This is a genomic window from Shewanella sp. ECSMB14102 (assembly GCF_000813075.1).
Classification (GTDB): domain Bacteria; phylum Pseudomonadota; class Gammaproteobacteria; order Enterobacterales; family Shewanellaceae; genus Shewanella; species Shewanella indica.
The window spans coordinates 24,413-44,873 of record NZ_JWGX01000027.1 but is presented as its reverse complement, the minus strand read 5'-3'; the positions used below and the strand labels follow the sequence as shown (position 1 = coordinate 44,873).

Below are 20,461 nucleotides of genomic sequence, written 5' to 3'. Positions count from 1 at the left end.
AAGGCTGGGGTCTTAGGGAAGGTGCGAATAAGTCCTTGTGGCACTCTGGCTTGCACAGCAATTGGCTGTTACCCCTTGATGGGAGCCAACTGCTGCTGCACAAAGGCGTGCATCACGGCGCTGTTGGCCAGAATTCGCTGATCCAGGTTCTGGGTTGCCGGTGTTTCACTGCATACCCCCACCTTGGCGCCGGTGCGAACCAGCCAGGCCTCGAACGAAGTATCAAAGTGGTTGAAGATGACCCCGTCTTGCACCGGACAGCCATCGATATCGCCATCGGCGGCAATATCAAAGAAACGCCCCAGAGTATCACGCAGCTGCAAACTGAACTGGCCGGGTGATTGTCTGGGCTCAAAAGAATAGATATAGGTGTGCTGCTGCAACACATCTTCATGACAGGTCAATATGCCTTCGCGGCTGGCGCCCTGCAGCAGTTGACCATATTCCAGCAGCAGCTTGCCTTCAACCGAAGGTGAACTGGCTTCGCCCTCTTTGGGCTGTAAAAACCCCCGGTTGGGGTTTTCACCGAACTTATTGAATCTGTGCCCCTTGGCAAAGCCAGTGGGGTTGACCAAAGGCAACAAGCTTAGATTAATTCGCTCGAAAATATCCTGTTGCAGTTCACTGAGGAAATGCAGCATACCCCAAGGGCCGGCAGCCTCTTCACCGTGAAATCCGGCACTGATCAACACAGAGGGCAGCTCCGCCGTCGCTGAGGGCGACTGATACAGCTCCAGTGGATAATCACCTATTTCGCCCAGCTTCTTGCGCCCCAACTGCAGACGATCAACTTCCTGTTGCAATTGGGCATAGAAATGTTCGATATCCGTACTGTCGCAGGCAAAAATGTCTGAATGCCATTGAAAAGATGCGAAGGGGGAACGGCTCATAGTGCTTTTATGACTCAGATGAATGAAGGGCAAAGCTATAATATCAGCTTTATATAAAAACAAAATCCATCTGAGCCAATAGCGCTCAAAAGCCCTGGACTCAATCGTCGCGGGTCAGGACTTCCAGCAGTTCAATTTCAAATTCAAGATCCGAATTCGGCTTGATCAGCGCCCCAACCTGGCGTTCGCCATAAGCCAGATGTGCCGGAACCTTGAGTCGGCGTTTGCCACCGACCTTCATTCCCATCAAGCCCAGATCCCAGCCCTTGATCACCCGCCCTGTGCCAATGACACACTGAAAGGGACGGCCCTTGTCCCAGGAAGAATCAAATTGAGTACCGTCACTCAACCAACCTCGGTAGTGAGCCGTGATAAGCGCTCCTTTCACCGCAGCTTTGCCCTGACCTTCCTCAATATCTATGATTGCCAATTCTGCCGTCATGGCTTGTTCCTCAACCTATGGTTCAAAAGGCGCATCTTATCCGTAAAAGGAACTGAACACTATTCCATGGATAGATGAAGCGGCATGGTAGGCACTTTTCCTTCAGGCTCAAGCCCTTGCTATACTGGCCGCCCGTGGCACTTATATGGCACTTAAATAACAGTCACAGGATGGGACGTCCAGAATGAAGCACACAATTTCCCCCTCTGAACGCTATGCCCAAGGCCCTTGGCAGCAAGACCCCGCCCAGTTGCCTGCGCTGGCAGCGCTTGATAAGCGTTTTCAGGCGCTCGGTCAGGGAAACAAAGTCCCCGGGCTCTACCTGTGGGGCGATGTCGGCCGCGGCAAGACCATGTTGATGGATCTCTTTTTCAATGCCGTCGAGGGGCAGCCCAAGCTCAGACTGCATTTTCATCACTTTATGGCCAGGGTTCACAGAGATCTGAACCGCATCAGCGGCACCCGTGAGCCTTTGGATCAGATTGCCGCCACACTGGCCAAAGAATGCCGCCTGCTGTGCTTCGATGAGTTTTTCGTCTCGGATATCGGCGATGCCATTATTCTTGGACGTTTACTCGAAGGCCTGTTTAACCGTGGCGTTATGCTGGTCAGCACTTCCAATACGCCAATCGAGCGCCTCTATGAAAACGGCCTGCAGCGAGAGCGCTTTTTGCCGACTATCGACTTGTTGCAACAAAAGATGGAATCGCTGCACCTCAATGGCGAGCAGGACCATCGCCTCACCAAAGGTGAGCACCATGCCCAGGCGGCACTTCCCCTGCTGCAGCTTGGCAATGAACCTGACTTCAGCCAGTGGCTTTCAACAAACGCCTCGGGTCCAGGGCAACTCAGCATCATGGGCAGAGCGCTTTTTTTCCAAGCCATGGAAGCCACACAATCCCTGGCCTGGTTTCGCTTCGATCAGCTGTGCGAAGGGCCGAGATCCACTCTGGATTATATGGAGCTGGCCGAAACACTGGATACTCTGCTGCTGAGCCATGTGCCCAGACTTGGCGGTGAGCGCCGCGGCTGGATCCGCGCCCGTGGCACCGAAGATGCTGCCGAAGCCGTCAGCACAGGCGATAGAAAGCTCAGTTATGCGCCGGAGGATGATGCCGCCCGGCGCTTTATCGCCCTGATAGATGAGTTTTATGACAGGGGTAAACAACTGGTGCTGCATGCCCAAGTACCACTGGAACAACTGTATCAGGGCGGCGCCCTCAGCTTCGAGTTTCGCCGCACCTACAGCCGCTTAAGCGAAATGTTGCAGGGAACTCCCGGCAAGCCAAGGGTAGGTTATTGAAACGCGAATAAAGATGACATCAACCTCTTGTATCCGAGCCATGCCCATCAGCCATAAATAACTCTTACCCCAGGATAAGCTCATAGATGTTGCTGACCCGCTCGGCCTGCTCCGCCACTTTTTCCTGCGCCACTTGCCCAGGCAACCCGGCCAGAGTTAACCTGTGGTTTTCATCCCTCAGCATGCAATAGGCCTGAGTCAGATGCTGCGCCGACATCAAGGGCAACAGCTCAAGCTCAGCCAACACCTCAAAAATCCGCACATTATCAGACCAGATACACAGCTCAGGGTACTTATGGGCATGGGCCAGCACCAGATACTGAGCGATAAATTCAATATCGGCGATACCGCCAACGCTTTGTTTAAGATCGAACATTCCCTGCGGCGCTTTGAGCAGATGGTCGCGCATCTTAAGGCGCATCTCGCGCACTTCGCTGGCCAGCTGTTTCCTGTCTCTTGCTTGGCGCAGCACACTGTCTCGCACCGTCTGAAACTCCTGCGCCAGGACGTTGTCACCGAAAACAAAGCGGGCACGAACCAAAGCCTGATGTTCCCAGGTCCAGGCCTCCTGCTGCTGATATTCACCGAAATGCCCAATTTCACTGACCAAGAGCCCGGAGGCGCCCGATGGTCTCAGGCGCATATCCACCTCGTAGAGCTCGCCCGACATGGTGCGGGTGGAAAACAGATGTAATATCCGCTGCGCCAGTTTGAGATAGAAATGCCCCACATCCAACGGCTTGTCACCGTCAGTCGAGCCGCCCTTCGCATTGTGCAGAAACACCAGGTCGAGATCCGAGCCGTAGCCCAGCTCAATGCCCCCCAGCTTGCCATAGCCGACGACGGCAAAACCTATCTCGCCGTCAGCCAGGCCAGGCGGCATGCCGTGGCGCTCTGTCATTTGCTGCCAGGCCTGTTGCACCACTTGCTCTATAATGGCCTCGGCAAGAAAGGTCAGGTGATCGCTGACCTGCATGATAGGCAAGACCCCGGTGACATCCGCGGCGGCAATTTTCAACTGTTGTGACAGTTTGAACTGCCTGAGCGCCTCCATCTGCTGCTCCATATCCTCTTCCGGAACCCGCAGCAGGTATTGACGCAGTTCACTGCCGTAATCATCCAGAGAAGTGGTGTCATAAAGCTGCGCCGGATCGATCAGCTCATCCAGCAACATGGGGAATTTCGCCAGTTGCTGGGCAATCCAGGGACTGGCACAACACAGGCTCACCAATTGTTGGCGGGCGCCGGGGTTTTCACACAAAAGTTCAAGATAAGTGGTGCGGGTGAGGATCTGCTCCAGTACGCCGGTTACCGGCTTGAATGCCTTGCCGGGATTGGGCTGCAGCGTCAGCTCCTCAAGCATTTTCGGCATCAGCTTATCCAGGGTATCCCGCCCTCTTGGGCCTATGGCCCGGCGTGATACCGTCTCGTGCCAATGGGCCAGACTGCTCCAGAGTTCATTGTCTTCTATGCCTCGCTCGGCCAGCAGCGATTGTATGTCTTCCTCGCTGTCACAGACCCAGAGCTGGCAGGCCCAGCTATCGCTTTGCTCCTCATTATCTTCATCACCGCCGACGGTATCGCGAAAATGGCGATGAATTTTGAACATGGCAGAATCAATCTCACTGCGCAGCTCTGCTTCATTGGCCATCTCCAGTGCATAGCAGAGACGATGCCAATCCAAACCGTTATCCGGCAGGGTCTGGGTCTGTTTATCTCCTATGGCCTGCAACAGGTTTTCTACCCGGCGCAGCAGCAGATAACTTTGCTTGAGTTCATCTACCGCCAGGTACTCAAGTTGCCCCAAACGAAAGAGGGTATCTATGGCATCGAACAGGCTTTGACTGCGCAGCGCAGGCTCCCGGCCGCCGCGGATAAGCTGAAAACTCTGCACCACGAACTCCACTTCGCGGATACCGCCGGCACCGAGTTTGATGTTGTCCTTGAGCTGGCGCCGCCGCACTTCCTGGGCGATAAGGCGTTTCATCCGCCTCAAGGAATCTATGGCAGAAAAGTCGATATAACGCCGGTAAACAAAGGGGCGCAGCAGGTCGTGAAGCTCATCAGAGTATTGAGTCCAGGGACCAAGCGCACGGGCTTTGACCATGGCATAACGCTCCCAGTCACGCCCCTGCTCCTGATAATAATCCTCAAGGGCGCTGTAGCTGACCACCAGCGGGCCACTCTCGCCATAGGGACGCAAACGCATGTCGACCCGGAACACAAAGCCATCGACTGTGACCTGCCCCAGCAGATTGACCAGGCGTTGTCCCATGCGGATAAAGAACTGCTGGTTATCCAGGCTGCGCCGACCGCCCTGGGTCTCGCCGTGTTCCGGGAAGGTAAAGATCAAGTCGATATCGGATGAGAAATTCAGCTCACGACCGCCCAGCTTGCCCATTCCCAGGATCATCAAGGGTTGTGGCTTGCCGTCGCTGTCACAGGGGGTTCCCAGACTCTGGCACATTTCACGATAGAGCCAGTCTCTGGCGCCGATGATCAGTGCCTCAGCCAATACAGAGAGATCAAGCAGTGACTCCTGCAGCGGGCTATAACCCATGAAGTCGCGCCAGGCGAGGCGTACCATTTGCCGATTGCGATAATTTCGCAGCACTGATTTGGCGGTTTCTTCCTGGGTGACAGAGTCGAGCAGGGATTGAATTTCGCCGGCAAAGTCTTGTCTATCCAGGCGAGTGAGCTGGCCGGTAAACAAGGGGGCAATCCACTCTGGGTGGCGGCACAGCTGAGTGGCAACATAATCACTCAGGCCCATAACTCGCTGCAGCTCCTGCTGCTCGATGAGGCTGAGCTCGGTGACCACCTCAGGCCAGCGCTCCACCAGCAGATGCCAATGCTTACCGGCCTGCTTACACAGCAACTCGGAAAACGGCTTTTGACTGTCACACCCCAATTCCATAGTTATCCCTGTTCGATTGTATTCAAGATTATTTAGACATATTATGTCATTTTACTGCACGTATCTCTGCTCGACATGAGGGTTACCAAGTCGATGCCTGTGATTCTGACTTCACCCCAATTCTTGTGGGTGATACTCTGTGCACAGATTACACCAACTTGCACTGACGGCCTACGGGGACCAGAGGTTTTAGCACCGTTTGCCAGTCTCAAGTGCTTATCATAATGGAGAAAACATGGCAGGAATGCTGATCCGTATTCTCAGTCTGCTAATGCTGTTATCACTGACAGCCTGCGGTGACGACAGACCCGAGCAGATCGCCCAGTTGCAACAGCTGAATGACCAACGTCTGGAAAAACTCGGCCAGATGCTGGACAAAGACCAGCTGCGCAACGGCATCTTACTTAAACAGTATGGTCAAATTCTGGCGCAGCAGCGGCCGGAATTACAACCGCTGGTGGAGCAACTGACACTGGATGCCACCAGTAAAGGACCACTGTACAAGTCTCTGGAAAGCAGGGTGAAAGACGCCAAGGTGGCGAGCAACTTTGTTAATCTTGACCAACAGTTGGAAGAGGAAAACAACCTCTATCAAGCGCTGGACTCAAGCCTGTTCAACGACATGCTGTCAGATCCCGTCAATGTGATTGCCGATATGTCAGAGGGCAAACTCGCCAGGGTCAACGCCATCAGCCGCGAGGCTTCAACCCTGGCCAATGGCTCGGAAGACTTTGGTGCCGGCAGCCAGTTGGTGGGTAACCCCGCCTATGGCCAGTGGCAAACCGATTCCAACGGCATGTCCTTTTGGGCCTGGTATGGCATGTACTCCATGTTTTCCAACCTGTTCCACAGGCCGGTTTATTATGACAACTGGTCCAGAGGCAGGGATTACAGCTATTACAATGATGTGGGCCGCTATCGCTATACCTCCCCCAAGCAGGCCAAGGCCCAAACTCAGGTCTATGAGCGCACCAAAAAACGTTTCGACTCTCAAGGCAAACGCTTTGACAGCCCTTATGCCAAGTCCCGCTCCGGCTCCAGCGCCCTCTCTCGTCAGAGCAGCGCCGCACCCAAGCCATCCAGCAGTGGACAATCGGCCAGCAAGTTTCGCTCAAACTACTCTAAAGACAGCAGTTTCCGTAATTCTGGCAGTCGCACCAGCCGTGGTGTCAGCCGGGGCAAATAACTCAGCCAGGATCACAACTTAAGGAATGAACATGACTCTATTTCAGGAATTCGGCATCACTCAGGAACTGGCCGTCATACTCGCCATCGACCTTTCTATCGCCGTGGTACTGCTCACTCTGACCCGCTACCTGCAAGGCTGGAGTATTCGGGTAAACAGCAGTGAAGAGCTGGCGGTCAGAGACAACTTCGCCTTCGGCATCAGCACCGCCGGCGCTGTTGCGGCACTGGGTATAGTGCTGACAGGCGCCATTACCGGCGCCGCCGCTCACAGTTATCTGCAGGAAGCCATCGGCATGAGCGCCTACGGCCTGTTTGGTCTGGTGCTGATCAAAATGGGGCGCTTTTTGCACGATAAAATCGCCTTGAATAATATCGACAAGAACGCCCTGGTACTCAAAGGCAATGTGTCGGTTGCCATAGTCGATGCCTCGGCCGCTATCGCCACTGCGATTATTATCCGCGCCGTGCTGCTGTGGGCCGAAGATCTGACTCTGGATACCTTTATTGCCATCCTTAGTGCCTTCGCCATCTCTCAATTGATGCTGGTGTTGCTGACCCGCCTCAGAGAGAATCGCTACGCCGCCCGCAACCAGGACAGCTCAATGCAGCAAGCGCTGGCACAGGGAAATACCGCCCTGGCGATACGTCATGCCGGGGCGATGATCGCCATGGCGCTGAGCTTCAATGCCGCCAGTCACTTTATCGTCTTCAGCCCTGAAGCCTATGTCACCAACGCCCTTGGCTGGCTGGTGTTCTCCTTCATTATGTTGGTGGTACTGAGCCTGCTGCTGCCCTTGGTCAAACTCCTGGTGCTGGCAAAAATTGACCTCGCCGATGAGGTGGAAAAGCAGCACAACATAGGCTTGGCCGCGGTTGAAATGGCGATCAGCATAGCGGTTGCGCTGATCCTCACCGCTTTGATGGCCTGATCCCGTGGCATTAAGTAGTCACACCAACACCCAAGAGCCCAACAGACGCCACTTAGGTGCCCTCGATGATGCCCTGCTTTTGGGGATCATGGGGGTACTGGCGGCCTGTGGTCTGATATACGAATACCTGCTTTCTCATTATGCCGGGCGCATTTTGGGCGCCCTCGAGGCAGCCATCTACACCATGATAGGCTTGATGATAGTCTCCATGGGCTTGGGGGCCTTTGCCGCCCGCAAGATAAAGTGCGCCTTCAGTGGCTTTGCAGTATTGGAATTAACTGTCGCCTTGCTGGGCTCACTGGCGATTCTGATCACTGCGGCCGTCATCGGCTTTGGCCACGAGCTGCCGGAACTGATAGGACGAACCCTGGGGCTACCGCCGGATCATCTGCCTAAGGGTGGCTTTATCGGCCGTTTTCAGGAGTTATCCCGCTACCTGCCCTATCTCTGGGGTGTGTTGCTCGGCTTGATGATAGGCATGGAGATCCCGCTCATTGCCAGGGTGCGTCAGGCTCTTTCCGAAGAACACCTGCTGCACAATGCCGGCACCATCTATGGCGCCGACTATATAGGCGCAGGTGTCGGCGCGGCGCTCTGGGTCGGCTTTATGCTGGCGCTGGATATCCAGCTGGCTGCCGCCATGACAGCCGCCTTTAACCTCTTGGCCGGGTTTATCTTTATTATCCGCTTCAGAGACAGGATCCGCGCCGCCAACTGGTTACTGGCGGCACACGTACTGGCTACGGGGATACTGCTGATGCTGGCCATCAAGGGGCCAACCTGGGAGCAAGGGTTCAACAACCTCCTGTATCAAGACAAGGTCGTCTATGCCAAGGCTACCCGGTTTCAGCAACTGACACTGACCAAGCGCCTGATGGGTAACCATCTGCCGCCGGTGTACTCCCTCTATATCAATGGACGGCTGCAGTTCTCCTCCAGTGATGAACACATCTATCATGCCTTCCTGGTACATCCGACTCTGGCAGCCAGTGCCCGTCACGACAAGGTGTTGATCATAGGCGGTGGTGATGGATTAGGCTTGAAACAGGTACTGAAATGGCAACCTAAGCAGGTCACTCTGGTGGATCTCGATGCCGAGATGGTCAAACTGTTCAAAGAACCCGGGGCTGAAGTACCGGAAGATCTCAGGACTGCATTGCTCGGCCTCAACGACAACGCCTTTGCCGATCCCAGGGTGGAAACGGTTTTCGACGATGCCTTTAACGGTGTCGACCGCTTGCTGGCCCGCGGTGATAAATACGATGCCATCATAGTGGATCTGCCTGATCCCTCACATCCGGATCTCAATAAGCTCTATTCAGACCTGTTTTATAAAAAACTCAGGGAACTTTTGAGCGCGGATGGAGCCATCAGTATACAGTCCACCTCGCCTTACCATGCGACCAAGGCCTTTATCTCAGTCGGCAAGACCCTGGCACTGGCGGGATTCAAGGTGAATCAGTATCACCACAATGTGCCCAGCTTTGGCGAATGGGGCTGGACCATAGGGACACTCAATGGCCAGGACGCCAAGAGCAGGCTGCAGCAGATGCAGCAACTGCCGGTAGAGGATGACTGGTTGACGCCTGGGCTTATTCGCGGCGCCTTCGAGTTTCCGAAACAATTTTACACTAAGATGGACCAGGTTCAGCCCAACACCATAGGCTCGCTGCAGCTGTATTACTACCACCTGCAGGCGTGGACAGATGAACAGGGTGTAGCAACCTTTTAAACAGGCAAAGATAACGCTTGACATATTATGTCTCGGTGTTATCTTTAAACGCAGACATAATATGTCAAAGAGGACAAATATGAATATTCACACTATTGCCAATCATTTAAATGGACTTGGCGACAACAGCTCTACTGGGTTCCAGTTTGACTGTTACCCCATTGAAGGGGATGTAGAAGTGTTGCAGGTCAATGTGGTTGGCCGTGAAGAGATCCCCGTATTTGTTTCGGTAACGGAAAACCAAATCCTCTGCATCAGTTATCTCTGGGGAGAGGATGAACTCAAGCAGGAACGCCGTGCCGAGATGTTTGAAACCATGTTGGAACTCAACATCCCTATGCCACTGTCTTCATTCGCCAAGATTGATGATAAGTATGTGGTTTACGGTGCACTCTCCCTGCAATCGAGCATGCTGGAAATAGAGCAGGAACTCTCTGTCCTGTCTGACAACTGTCTCGAAGTCATTGACGAACTGGTCGACTTTTTGAAATAAGGAGCCAAATCATGGGCATACTGAACAAAATTCTTACAGCATTCCGCGGTGGGGCCAACGAAGTCGGCCAAAGCATAGTGGATGCCAATTCAACCCGCATCTTCGAACAGGAGATCCGTGACGCCGAGAAACACCTCACCAAGGCCAAGCGTGAACTGACAGATGTGATGGCCAAAGAGATGCAAGCCAGCCGCGAAATCGATCGCATTAAGCGTGCTATCGCCGAGCATGAAGGCTATGCCACTCAGGCACTGGAAAAAGGCAATGAAACCCTGGCACTGGAAGTGGCCGAGAAGATTGCCCAGCTGGAAATGGAACTGGCCGAGCAACAAACCGCCAACGACAGCTTCAGCGCCCACGCTGCCCGCCTGAAAGATCTGGTGAAGAAAACCGAACGTCAGTTGGCCGACTATCAGCGTCAGCTGAGCATGGTCAAGACCACAGAAAGTGTGCAAAAGGCCACGGCTTCCATTACCGACTCTTTCGCGTCAAGCAACTCCAAACTGCTCAACGCCAAAGACTCACTGGAGCGTATCAAGGCCCGTCAGCAACAATTTGACGACCGCCTGAAGGCTGCCGAAAACCTGGAAGCCGAGAACAGCGACCAATCGCTGAAAGCCAAGCTGGCTGAAGCCGGTATCGGCGAGCAGAAGAGCAACGCCAGCGATGTGCTCGAGCGTTTAAAAGCCAAGAAAGGCTGATAACCTATGGGATTCTTTGGCAGCCTGTTTGGCAAAAAAGAAACTCCAGTGCGTCAGCTTAAGCATCCGTCAGAGCTGCAAAAGGGCGATATGATCTCCCTAGATGACAGCTTTGCCCTGCCTGCGCACCTGCGCGGGCAGCAGCTTAGGGTCGAAGCCGTCAATACCTATGAGTATCAGCGCAGTCAGTCGACTGAGTGGGTACTCAAGGGGCACAGCGGTGAAGCCATCTATCTGGGGCTGGATGAAGACGACGAAACCTGGCTGGCTTTTTCACTGAAAATAAGCCGTGCTCAGGTCGATGCCTTGTTCGATCTGGATGATTTCTCCGCCATCTTCGATGAACCGGGGAAAGCTGAGCTGAGTACCAAGGCGCTCACCGCCGAGACTGAGATGCTTGAGCAATGGCTCGGGAAACACTACCATCAGGTCAGTTTTGCTGAGTTTGGCTATTTCCACCGGGAAGATTACCGTGGGCTCAGGCCTCCTCAGGATGCTGACGGTGCAACAGGTGATGCCTTCGAGAGCTATCAGTTGCTGGATGATGACGAGTCTCGCGCTGTGGATATCGAAGTCTATGAAGGCGGCGAAACCGATGTGGCGCTAACCCTTTACCGCCCCCTCAGCGATATTCGTGACTACTGGCCAGGAGAATAATGCGGCATGAGCAAGAACCACCCTTATCCGGAAAAATGGTTACAAAACCAAAAAGCTGCCAAGGCAACCCAGGTAGCTTTCGATCTGGATGAAAGGTTTCAATACTCCATCCGCAAGGCGGCCCTGGATACAGGAGTAAGCCCGTCAGATCAGATCCGCATGATATTGGGTTTATCCGTGGCCAAGCGTCCCAAGCGGCCACGGTTAACCGTTTCGCTCAGTCCCGCCGACTATGTTCAGCTCGCCGAAAAATACGGCTTGGCACCGGATGCACAGCTGGAAATCAAAAAACGGGTATTGGAAGACCTGGTACAATTCGTAGACGAACAATAAACGCGCGCATTTACAGGAAACGGTAAGTCTTTTACCCTGAAAGGATATCAAGTTTTTCAATGGAAGAACCAATGCCGGATAAACCTCGCTGGTTCCTGAAGCCGCCTGTTCAAGTCTCCCCTTTCGAATTGGCGATGATGTTATTGTCGCTGATTTCTGTGGTTGTGATCCTGATCATGACCTTTGTCCCTGTCGATCCTGAAACCCATAAGCTGTTGTTTTATATCGATACGGGTATCTGTTTTATCTTTATGAGTTATTTCCTGGTGGGCTTGGTTCAGGCAGAGAATCGACTCGCTTATATCAAGTCTCACTGGGTCGACTTTGTCGCCAGCATTCCGGCGATTGAAGCGCTGCGCTTCGCCCGTTTATTCCAGATCCTCCGGGTATTGCGGCTCATTCGCATGAGCAGTTCGCTGATAGGGCCACTGCTGAAACAAAGACGTCAAGCCACTATCGCCAGCCTACTGGTGTCCATGGTGACTATCATCACTATCGCCTCGGTATTGATGTTGCTGGTGGAAAGCGGCGTCGAAGGCGCCAATATTCAAACCGCCGAAAACGCTATCTGGTGGGCAATTGTGACTATTTCCACCGTCGGATACGGTGACTTTTACCCCGTGACGACTGTGGGTCATGTAATAGGTGGCATAGTCATCGTCTGCGGGGTCAGTTTCTTCGGGGTCATTTCCGGTTATATGGCATCGCTGTTTGTCGCCCCTGATGAACAAGAGAGCCTGGAAAACCAAAGCAAGGTCATCAAGAGCGAGTTGGATCTGGTACTCGAACGCATGGAAGCTAACCAACAACAGATGCTGACGGAGATCGCCGACTTGAAGCAGAAACTGGCGCAGCAACAGCGGGACTAATCCAATCAACAAGAAGGACGCCTAGGCGTCCTTCTTTGTGCTTATTTCCGGGCGACTCCTCCGGAAAACTTAGGGAAGGCGCGAATAAGTCCTCGTGGCCTTCTCTTTTGTAGTAGAGTGGCTTGCACAGCAATTGGCGTTCAAGGCGTCAACGCCAGTAAGGGAGTTGCTGCAGCGCCATCTTGCGGGATTGCTCCATCGCAAAAATCAAACTCTGCTGTTTGTCGGTCAAGGCTTCGGCACACTCAGGCGCCAACTGCTCGGCCATGACATAAGCGCCAAGACTGATGATCCCATGACTCAAGTCCTGCCAGGGGGCACGGAAACTATCGCGAGCCTTGGATGAGTAGAGACTGCCATAAGCCAGCCCCACCAAGATGCCTTCATCCAAGGGCGTTGCCAGTTTCAAATAGTCATCACGGCTGAGTTCATCCCCCGGCATGGCCGCCAACAACTTTTGCCAGGATGCCTCCTGCAGACCGTCACAGGTTCCCTTCAAGCCACCGGCCACGACTATCTGCATTTCACCACTGGCAAGTTCGAGCAACATGTTCACCAGTTGCAACTGCAGCTGACCATAGCGGCAATCCTGCCATAGCGTTTGTAAACGGCCGTGGAAATCCATATTTTGCAACTGTTGCGATGCCCGTTCACGCACATCCCCCGCATTGCCCAGCTTACCAAGCAGCAACTTATCCTGGGCCAAACGCCCGAGATAATTGGCTTCTGTCACAAAAGCGAGTTGCTGCTCCAGCCAGGAAAATCCCGCTTTGGTCTGGCTGTTGCCCAGGGTGAACTGCCCCAAAGTCAAGCGCAGCAGGCGCACGCAAGAGCGCAGACGCTGCCACAATAGCGCTTGCCCTACCGGGTCATCAAAACTCTCGGCAATCATGCCCTCCAACAGTTGCCAACGCTCCAACGCCGTTTCCAGCACCACCAAGAGTGTCGCCTTGATATCATTATCACAGGGCAGACTGATATATTGCAGCGCTTCCAACGCCAGTGGACTGGCCTGCTGCGCCAGGCGATAGCCTCGCTGCGCCTTACTGGCCTTCCCCAGGCGCAGGGGCACATTGGCTGCCACCTGCTGTGCCAGCGGTAAGAGATCGGCTGCTCGGCCCCGCTTGAGTTCAAATTCCAGCTCACAAAGCGATTCGCTCCGGCCCCCGGCACTGATAGTGCCGGTATCCAGTGCCAGCTCTATCAGGCTATCCCCCTGAATCACCAACCAGCAGCAACGCTGAAAATCAGTATGAAACAGGCAACCGAGGCGGGCTTGCAGTCCGTCGATATCGGTATTCTCAGGCCAAATTTCAGCAGGAAACAGCGATAAAACAGGGCTGTTGGCATCAATATCGACATTGTATTCCGGTCGACTGTGGATCCCACCGCTGACCCGACCGGCTGTTTTTATGGTCTGCTCCCGCTTACCGTCACATCCGCGGACTCTAAGCCCCATATCCAGCTGACGCAGTGCCAGCTCTGGCGTATCATAATAGCCATTACTCAACTGCTGGCATCCCTGGGATGTAGCGGCGGGTAAAGAGTTCAGAAATGTGGTCAGCTGACTGACTTCTGTGGCGGGGAAAAAGAGCTTAAGTTCTATCTCATTTTGTTGATTGTCGGCATCCATGGTGCGCTACTGCTCATTTTGTCATCAAAAATTCATCATCTCGTCATTCAAAGGTCACAATGTCATATTGTTGTCACAAAAATGACCTAGGATTATCCTGTCGGGTGATATATAACCCGATAGAATAAAAACTGACGTGTTTTCTGTAAAAACACAGTTTCAATAAGCGGACGCTTGGGTTAACATTCGCCCGCATTTCCAATAGTGGAATAACCTAAATAGGTAAACGGCTATGCCAGTAAACTCTATTTTAGGCGTGTTTGCAAAATCGCCGATAAAACCTCTGCAAGAGCATATAGACAAAGTATACGATTGTGCTTCGCTACTCGTGCCCTTCTTCGAAGCGACCATAGCTGAAGATTGGGACAGTGCGGTCACTATTCGCAAGAAGATCAGCCAAGAGGAAAAAGAAGCTGACTTTCTTAAACGCGAAATCCGCCTGACACTGCCAGGTGGCTTGTTTATGCCAGTAGAAAGGACTGACTTACTGGAGCTCCTGACCCAACAGGACAAAATCGCTAATAAAGCTAAAGATATTTCCGGTCGAATCATCGGCCGCCAACTGCTTGTTCCTCAAACCATCCAAACCCCATTCATCGCTTATTTGCAGCGCTGCCTAGATGCAGTCGCCCTGGCCAAAGAAGCGATCAACGAGCTCGATGATCTGCTGGAAGCAGGCTTTAGAGGCCGTGAAGTGGATTTGGTAGCCAAAATGATCAGTGAACTCGATGCTATCGAAGAAGACACTGATGATCTGCAAATTCAGGTGCGTCGACAGCTGTTCGCCATGGAAGCTGAACTTAATCCTATCGATGTCATGTTCCTCTATAAGATAATTGAGTGGGTTGGTGACCTGGCAGATCTTGCCGAACGTGTCGGTTCCCGCCTTGAGCTGATGCTGGCTCGCGTCTAACAAACAAAAGGTTATCAAGGTAACAACATGGTTGATGTATTAGTCACCTATGGCCCATGGCTCATAGGTATCGCGGCTGTTTTCGGGTTTCTTATGGCCTGGGGCATTGGGGCCAACGACGTAGCAAATGCTATGGGTACGTCTGTTGGTTCAAACGCTATTACCATTAAGCAAGCGATTATTATCGCAATGATCTTTGAATTCGCCGGTGCCTATCTGGCCGGTGGTGAAGTCACCAGTACCATACGAAAAGGGATCATAGATTCCGCTTTCTTCGTAGATAGCCCCGAGTTACTGGTCTACGGCATGATAGCCTCTCTATTGGCTGCGGGTATCTGGCTGGTAGCCGCATCAGCTCTTGGCTGGCCGGTTTCCACCACTCACTCTATCGTGGGAGCCATCATAGGCTTTGCTGCTGTGGGTGTGGGCACTGAAGCCGTTGCCTGGGGCAAAGTCGTTGGTATCGTTGGCTCTTGGGTCGTCACCCCGGCCATCTCAGGCTTTATCGCCTTTATGATTTTCCAGAGCGTACAAAAACTGATTTTCAATACTGAAAACCCTTTGGAAAACGCTAAACGTTATGTGCCTTTCTACATGGCCTTTGCCGGCTTTGTAATGTCTTTGGTTACCATCACCAAGGGCCTTAAGCATGTTGGTCTCAAGTTCAGTACTGTAGAAGCCTATCTGTTGGCATTGGCAATCGCCATTCTGGTGGGTATTGCGGGTAAAATCGCCATCAGCCGTCTGAAGATGAGCAGCAAAAACGATCGCCAGACCAACTTCGGCAATGTTGAACGAGTCTTCGCCATTCTGATGGTTGTGACCGCCTGTTGTATGGCTTTTGCCCACGGCTCCAACGACGTGGCCAATGCTATTGGTCCATTGGCTGCAGTTGTCTCTGTGGTAAACAGTGGCGGTGCCATTGAAGCCAAGGCACCGCTGGTTTGGTGGATTCTGCCTCTGGGTGCCGTTGGTATCGTTATGGGTCTGGCCATCTTCGGCAAGCGCGTAATGACCACTATAGGTAAGAATATTACTCACCTGACCCCAAGTCGTGGCTTTGCCGCCGAACTGGCCGCAGCCTCAACCGTGGTTATCGCCTCGGGCACAGGTTTACCTATTTCCACCACTCAAACTCTGGTAGGCGCGGTATTGGGTGTGGGTATGGCCAGGGGTATTGCCGCCATCAATATAGGTGTGGTTCGCAACATTGTAGTTTCATGGGTAGTGACCCTGCCAGCCGGTGCCGGCCTGTCTATTCTGTTCTTCTTCACCATCAAAGGTGTGTTCGGTTAACAGAAGTAGCATTAGAAATCACGGTAAATATCATGATTATAAGAGGGAAGTCGAATGACTTCCCTCTTGCATTGAAGCCTTCAAATCCCTAGCATGTGGGCAGTATTTTGCGACAGAGAATGACTAAGTGTTAAGACTCCTGACTCTCATAGGGATGATGCTCCTGTCTCCCACCCTATTGGCCCAAGGCCAGACGCGCTATATTTCGGATGATGTCTTCATCTACATTCATGGTGGACCCGGCACTCAATACCGGATCCTGGGTAGTATCGAAGCCGGTCAGCAGATAAGCGTGTTGCCTGAGCGCCAAGGCGACTACACCAAGATTATCGACCATAAGGATCGTGAAGGCTGGGTACTGACCAGCATGATCTCCAAGGACAAGTCGCTGCGTTTTCGCGTCTCAGAACTGGAAAGCCAGTTGGTCGAAGCCAAAAGCCAGCTCACAGGACTTCAGAGCGAAAATGGTGACTTCAAGGGCGAGCTTGGCAGCCTCAAATCTCAGCTGAGCAAAGCCCAGGCCGAACTGGCCCAAGCCAGTGCAGAACGCGATGAAGCCATCGCCAAGCTCAAATCGATGAAAGACAATGAGCGTTTCCGTATGTGGCAAGAAGGCGGACTCATCGCCGCCCTGGGTTTAATCCTCGGGGTTATTCTGGTTTACATGCCAAGACCACAGCGACGCAAGAAAGATCGTTGGATGTAATAACATTTTTCCCTTCTTAAAGGCCAGTGTTTAAAACCACTGGCCTTTTGTTTATGTGACTTTACAGCTGGGGTGCGTAAAGCCAATTAAACAATTTTCACATTCCCGCCAAGATTGGTGTCACAGATCACATTTTGATTGTATAATCGGCGCGCGCAAGCGCCAATATTGTATACAAAATTAATAAAGCGTCTTTTGCGTCAGACATATTCCAGGTAATTCGAGCAGTCATTAACTGCCCCCCAACCGGCTTAGATGGAAGCGATAACTATGTTCAAAGCGAGTGAAGTTCTGGCAGGCCACTATGATAGCGCCAATCTCGACGAACTCTTTAAAGCCATCAGTGACAACTATATTGTCGACGAAGAGCAATATCTGTCCGATCTGATCAAGCTAGTCCCGTCGAGTGACGAAACCATAGAGCGTGTGACCCGTCGCGCCCACGACTTGGTCAGCAAGGTTCGTCAATATGACAAAAAAGGTCTGATGGTAGGTATAGACGCTTTTTTACAGCAATACAGCCTTGAAACTCAGGAAGGCATCATACTCATGTGCCTGGCCGAAGCCCTGCTGCGGATCCCGGATCCGGAAACGGCCGATGCCCTGATTGAAGACAAACTCTCAGGTGCCAAATGGGACGAGCATCTGTCAAAGAGTGATTCTGTATTGGTCAACGCCTCGACATGGGGCCTGATGCTGACGGGCAAAATCGTCAAACTTGACCGCAACCTGGATGGCAGTCCAAGCAACTTACTGAAACGCTTGGTTAATCGCCTGGGTGAGCCGGTGATCCGCCAAGCCATGTATGCCGCCATGAAGATCATGGGCAAACAGTTCGTACTCGGCCGCACAGTTAAAGAAGCGCTGAAAAACAGTGAAGACAAGCGCAAGCAGGGCTATACCCACTCTTACGACATGCTGGGTGAAGCCGCTCTGACCCAGAGAGATGCCGAGAAATACTTCCAGGATTACTCCCACGCCATCAGCGAATTGGGAGCCCAGCAGTACGATGAATCCCAGGCGCCCAGACCGACGATTTCCATCAAGCTGTCGGCGCTGCATCCCCGCTATGAAGTGGCCAATGAAGACAGAGTCATGTCCGAGTTGTATGCCACTGTGATCAAGCTGATTGAGCAGGCTCGCAGCCTGAATGTCGGTATCTCTATCGATGCCGAAGAGGTAGACCGTCTCGAGCTGTCACTCAAGCTGTTCCGCAAGTTATACAACTCAGAAGCCGCCAAGGGCTGGGGCCTATTAGGCATAGTGGTTCAGGCTTACTCTAAACGGGCACTGCCTGTACTCCTGTGGCTGACCAAGCTTGCCAAAGAGCAAGGCGATGAAATCCCGTTGCGACTGGTGAAAGGCGCTTACTGGGACAGCGAACTCAAGTGGGCCCAACAGGCAGGTGAAGCCGGTTATCCCCTCTACACCCGCAAGGTGGGGACGGATCTCTCCTATCTGGCCTGTGCTCGTTTCCTGTTATCGGACAAGACCCGTGGTGCCATCTATCCACAATTTGCCAGCCATAACGCCCAGACAGTCGCTGCCATCAGCGATATGGCCGGCGATCGTGAGTTTGAATTCCAGCGTCTGCACGGCATGGGACAGGAGTTGTACGACACCATTTTGGCGGAAAGCCGAGCTCGCACCGTCAGAATTTATGCGCCGATAGGTGCCCATAAAGATCTGCTGCCCTATCTGGTGCGCCGTCTGCTGGAAAACGGTGCCAACACTTCATTTGTGCATAAGTTGGTGGATCCCAACACACCAATCGATTCACTGATCACCCACCCTCTGGTGACAGTCAAACAATACAAAACCCTGGCCAATAACAAGATAGTGAAGCCTGCCGACATTTTTGGCAGCGAACGCAAAAACTCCAAGGGACTCAATATGAACATTCTCTCTGAAGCCGAACCCTTCTTCGCGGCACTGGATCAGTTCAAGGCTCATCAATGGCATGCCGGCCCGCTGATCAATGGTGAAACCCTGAGCGGCGAGTCAAAGCCGGTTGTCAGCCCCTATGACACGACACAAACCGTCGGTCAGGTGGTTTTTGCCGACAACCAAGCCGTTGAGCAGGCCATCAGTTCAGCCGTCGCCGCCTTCCCAGCCTGGTGTCGCACGCCGGTGGCACAGCGCGCCAGCGCACTGCAAAAACTGGCCGACCTGCTGGAAGAAAATCGCGAAGAACTGATAGTGCTCTGTACCCGTGAAGCCGGCAAGAGCCTGCAGGACGGCATAGATGAAGTCCGAGAAGCCATCGACTTCTGCCGCTACTATGCGGTGCAGGCCAAGAAGATGATGAGCAAGCCCGAGCTGCTCCCCGGGCCAACCGGTGAATTGAACGAACTGTTTGTTCAAGGCCGCGGTGTCTTTGTCTGTATCAGCCCCTGGAACTTCCCGTTGGCGATTTTCCTCGGTCAGGTGACAGCAGCCCTTGCTGCCGGCAACACAGTTATCGCCAAGCCGGCCGAGCAAACCTGCCTGGTGGGCTACCGCGCCGTACAACTGGCCCATGAAGCCGGGATCCCCAAAGAAGCGCTGCAATTCCTGCCGGGCACAGGCGCCAGTGTCGGCGCCGCACTGACCAGCGATGAACGTATCGGCGGTGTCTGCTTCACAGGTTCGACCGGCACGGCCAAGGTGATCAACCGTGCTCTGGCTGCCCGCGAAGGCGCCATCATTCCTCTTATCGCCGAAACCGGTGGTCAAAATGCCATGGTGGTGGACTCCACCTCCCAGCCGGAGCAAGTGGTCAACGATGTGGTTGCCTCTTCCTTTACCAGCGCTGGCCAGCGCTGCTCGGCGCTGCGGGTACTCTATCTGCAGGAAGATATCGCCGATCGGGTACTGGAGATCCTCAAGGGTGCAATGGATGAACTCAGCATTGGCTATCCTGGTTCAGTGAAGACAGATGTCGGCCCTGTGATCGATGCCACCGCCAAAGCCAATCTCAACGCCCATATCGAGCACATCAAACAGGTAGGCAAGCTTATCAAACAGGTGGAGCTGCCCGCTGACTGCAAGGATGGCCATTTCGTTGCTCCAACCGCGGTGGAAATCGATTCCATCAAGGTGCTGGAGAAAGAACATTTCGGCCCAATACTGCACGTTATCCGTTTCAAAGCCTCAGAGCTGGACAAGGTGATTGCCGATATCAACAGCACAGGCTTTGGTCTGACTCTGGGGATCCACAGCCGCAACGAAGGCCACGCCCTGAGCGTTGCCGACCAAGTCAATGTAGGTAACGTCTATATTAACCGTAACCAGATTGGCGCCGTGGTGGGTGTGCAGCCCTTCGGTGGTCAGGGGCTTTCCGGCACAGGTCCCAAGGCCGGCGGGCCACACTACCTGACCCGCTTTATGACAGAAAAGACCCGCACCAACAACATCACAGCCATAGGTGGCAATGCTACTCTGCTGTCGCTGGGTGATGCGGAATAATCTCCACCCATG

17 protein-coding genes are annotated in these 20,461 nt (G+C 53.3%); 13 read left to right on the top strand and 4 right to left on the bottom strand.

All coding sequences use genetic code 11. The features are described 5' to 3' along the window. Positions 1–68: 68 nt before the first annotated feature. Together RC73_RS10210 and RC73_RS10205 are read right to left on the bottom strand one after the other, a co-directional pair. On the bottom strand, positions 69–890 hold the full coding sequence (locus RC73_RS10210) for an N-acetyl-ornithine deacetylase (protein ID WP_025890080.1): 822 nt from the start codon (positions 888–890) through the stop codon (positions 69–71). A 100-nt stretch (positions 891–990) separates the two neighbouring features. Further along, positions 991–1,332 (bottom strand): FKBP-type peptidyl-prolyl cis-trans isomerase, encoded by a 342-nt coding sequence (locus tag RC73_RS10205; RefSeq protein ID WP_025890081.1) that lies wholly within the window; start codon positions 1,330–1,332, stop codon positions 991–993. Between the two features lie 184 nt (positions 1,333–1,516). On the opposite strand from RC73_RS10205, the gene zapE reads away from it, so the two are divergent. Next, positions 1,517–2,635, top strand: a complete 1,119-nt coding sequence (gene zapE, locus RC73_RS10200) for a cell division protein ZapE (protein ID WP_039034536.1) — start codon at positions 1,517–1,519, stop codon at positions 2,633–2,635. A gap of 64 nt (positions 2,636–2,699) precedes the next feature. Here the strand turns inward: zapE and glnE are convergent, their stop codons facing one another. Then, the gene (glnE, locus tag RC73_RS10195) at positions 2,700–5,552 is read right to left on the bottom strand and encodes a bifunctional [glutamate--ammonia ligase]-adenylyl-L-tyrosine phosphorylase/[glutamate--ammonia-ligase] adenylyltransferase (RefSeq protein WP_039034535.1); all 2,853 of its coding nucleotides are present in this window, start codon (positions 5,550–5,552) and stop codon (positions 2,700–2,702) included. Positions 5,553–5,787: 235 nt separating this feature from the next. Between glnE and RC73_RS10190 the strand changes: the two genes are divergently transcribed. The 8 genes from RC73_RS10190 to RC73_RS10155 all read left to right on the top strand — a co-directional run bounded on the left by RC73_RS10190 (position 5,788) and on the right by RC73_RS10155 (position 12,454). Beyond that, complete coding sequence (locus RC73_RS10190) at positions 5,788–6,738, top strand: hypothetical protein (protein ID WP_039034534.1); 951 nt, start codon at positions 5,788–5,790, stop codon at positions 6,736–6,738. A gap of 31 nt (positions 6,739–6,769) precedes the next feature. Next, on the top strand, positions 6,770–7,669 hold the full coding sequence (locus RC73_RS10185; protein WP_039034533.1) for a DUF350 domain-containing protein: 900 nt from the start codon (positions 6,770–6,772) through the stop codon (positions 7,667–7,669). A 4-nt stretch (positions 7,670–7,673) separates the two neighbouring features. Beyond that, positions 7,674–9,401: a polyamine aminopropyltransferase gene (locus tag RC73_RS10180; RefSeq protein WP_039034532.1), complete on the top strand. Its 1,728-nt coding sequence runs from the start codon at positions 7,674–7,676 to the stop codon at positions 9,399–9,401. 79 nt (positions 9,402–9,480) lie between these two features. Beyond that, positions 9,481–9,894 carry a YjfI family protein gene (locus RC73_RS10175; protein ID WP_025010359.1) on the top strand — a complete coding sequence of 138 codons (414 nt, stop codon included), beginning with the start codon at positions 9,481–9,483 and terminating at the stop codon, positions 9,892–9,894. An 11-nt stretch (positions 9,895–9,905) separates the two neighbouring features. Then, positions 9,906–10,595: a PspA/IM30 family protein gene (locus RC73_RS10170; RefSeq protein ID WP_039034531.1), complete on the top strand. Its 690-nt coding sequence runs from the start codon at positions 9,906–9,908 to the stop codon at positions 10,593–10,595. A 6-nt stretch (positions 10,596–10,601) separates the two neighbouring features. Further along, positions 10,602–11,252 (top strand): hypothetical protein, encoded by a 651-nt coding sequence (locus RC73_RS10165; protein ID WP_039034530.1) that lies wholly within the window; start codon positions 10,602–10,604, stop codon positions 11,250–11,252. Positions 11,253–11,258: 6 nt separating this feature from the next. Continuing rightward, a complete protein-coding gene (locus RC73_RS10160) occupies positions 11,259–11,585 on the top strand; it encodes a hypothetical protein (RefSeq protein ID WP_039034529.1) in 327 nt (108 codons plus the stop codon). Positions 11,586–11,656: 71 nt separating this feature from the next. Further along, the gene (locus RC73_RS10155; RefSeq protein ID WP_039034569.1) at positions 11,657–12,454 is read left to right on the top strand and encodes an ion transporter; all 798 of its coding nucleotides are present in this window, start codon (positions 11,657–11,659) and stop codon (positions 12,452–12,454) included. 148 nt (positions 12,455–12,602) lie between these two features. Here the strand turns inward: RC73_RS10155 and RC73_RS10150 are convergent, their stop codons facing one another. Then, complete coding sequence (locus tag RC73_RS10150) at positions 12,603–14,087, bottom strand: CYTH domain-containing protein (RefSeq protein WP_039034528.1); 1,485 nt, start codon at positions 14,085–14,087, stop codon at positions 12,603–12,605. Positions 14,088–14,319: 232 nt separating this feature from the next. Between RC73_RS10150 and RC73_RS10145 the strand changes: the two genes are divergently transcribed. The 4 genes from RC73_RS10145 to putA all read left to right on the top strand — a co-directional run bounded on the left by RC73_RS10145 (position 14,320) and on the right by putA (position 20,449). Continuing rightward, positions 14,320–15,000 carry a TIGR00153 family protein gene (locus RC73_RS10145; protein WP_039034527.1) on the top strand — a complete coding sequence of 227 codons (681 nt, stop codon included), beginning with the start codon at positions 14,320–14,322 and terminating at the stop codon, positions 14,998–15,000. A gap of 27 nt (positions 15,001–15,027) precedes the next feature. Next, positions 15,028–16,296, top strand: a complete 1,269-nt coding sequence (locus tag RC73_RS10140; protein WP_039034526.1) for an inorganic phosphate transporter — start codon at positions 15,028–15,030, stop codon at positions 16,294–16,296. Between the two features lie 127 nt (positions 16,297–16,423). After that, entirely contained in the window at positions 16,424–17,002 is a 579-nt protein-coding gene (locus RC73_RS10135) for a TIGR04211 family SH3 domain-containing protein (RefSeq protein WP_082014294.1), read from the top strand. Positions 17,003–17,257: 255 nt separating this feature from the next. Continuing rightward, positions 17,258–20,449, top strand: a complete 3,192-nt coding sequence (gene putA, locus RC73_RS10130; protein ID WP_177192571.1) for a bifunctional proline dehydrogenase/L-glutamate gamma-semialdehyde dehydrogenase PutA — start codon at positions 17,258–17,260, stop codon at positions 20,447–20,449. Positions 20,450–20,461: the final 12 nt, after the last annotated feature.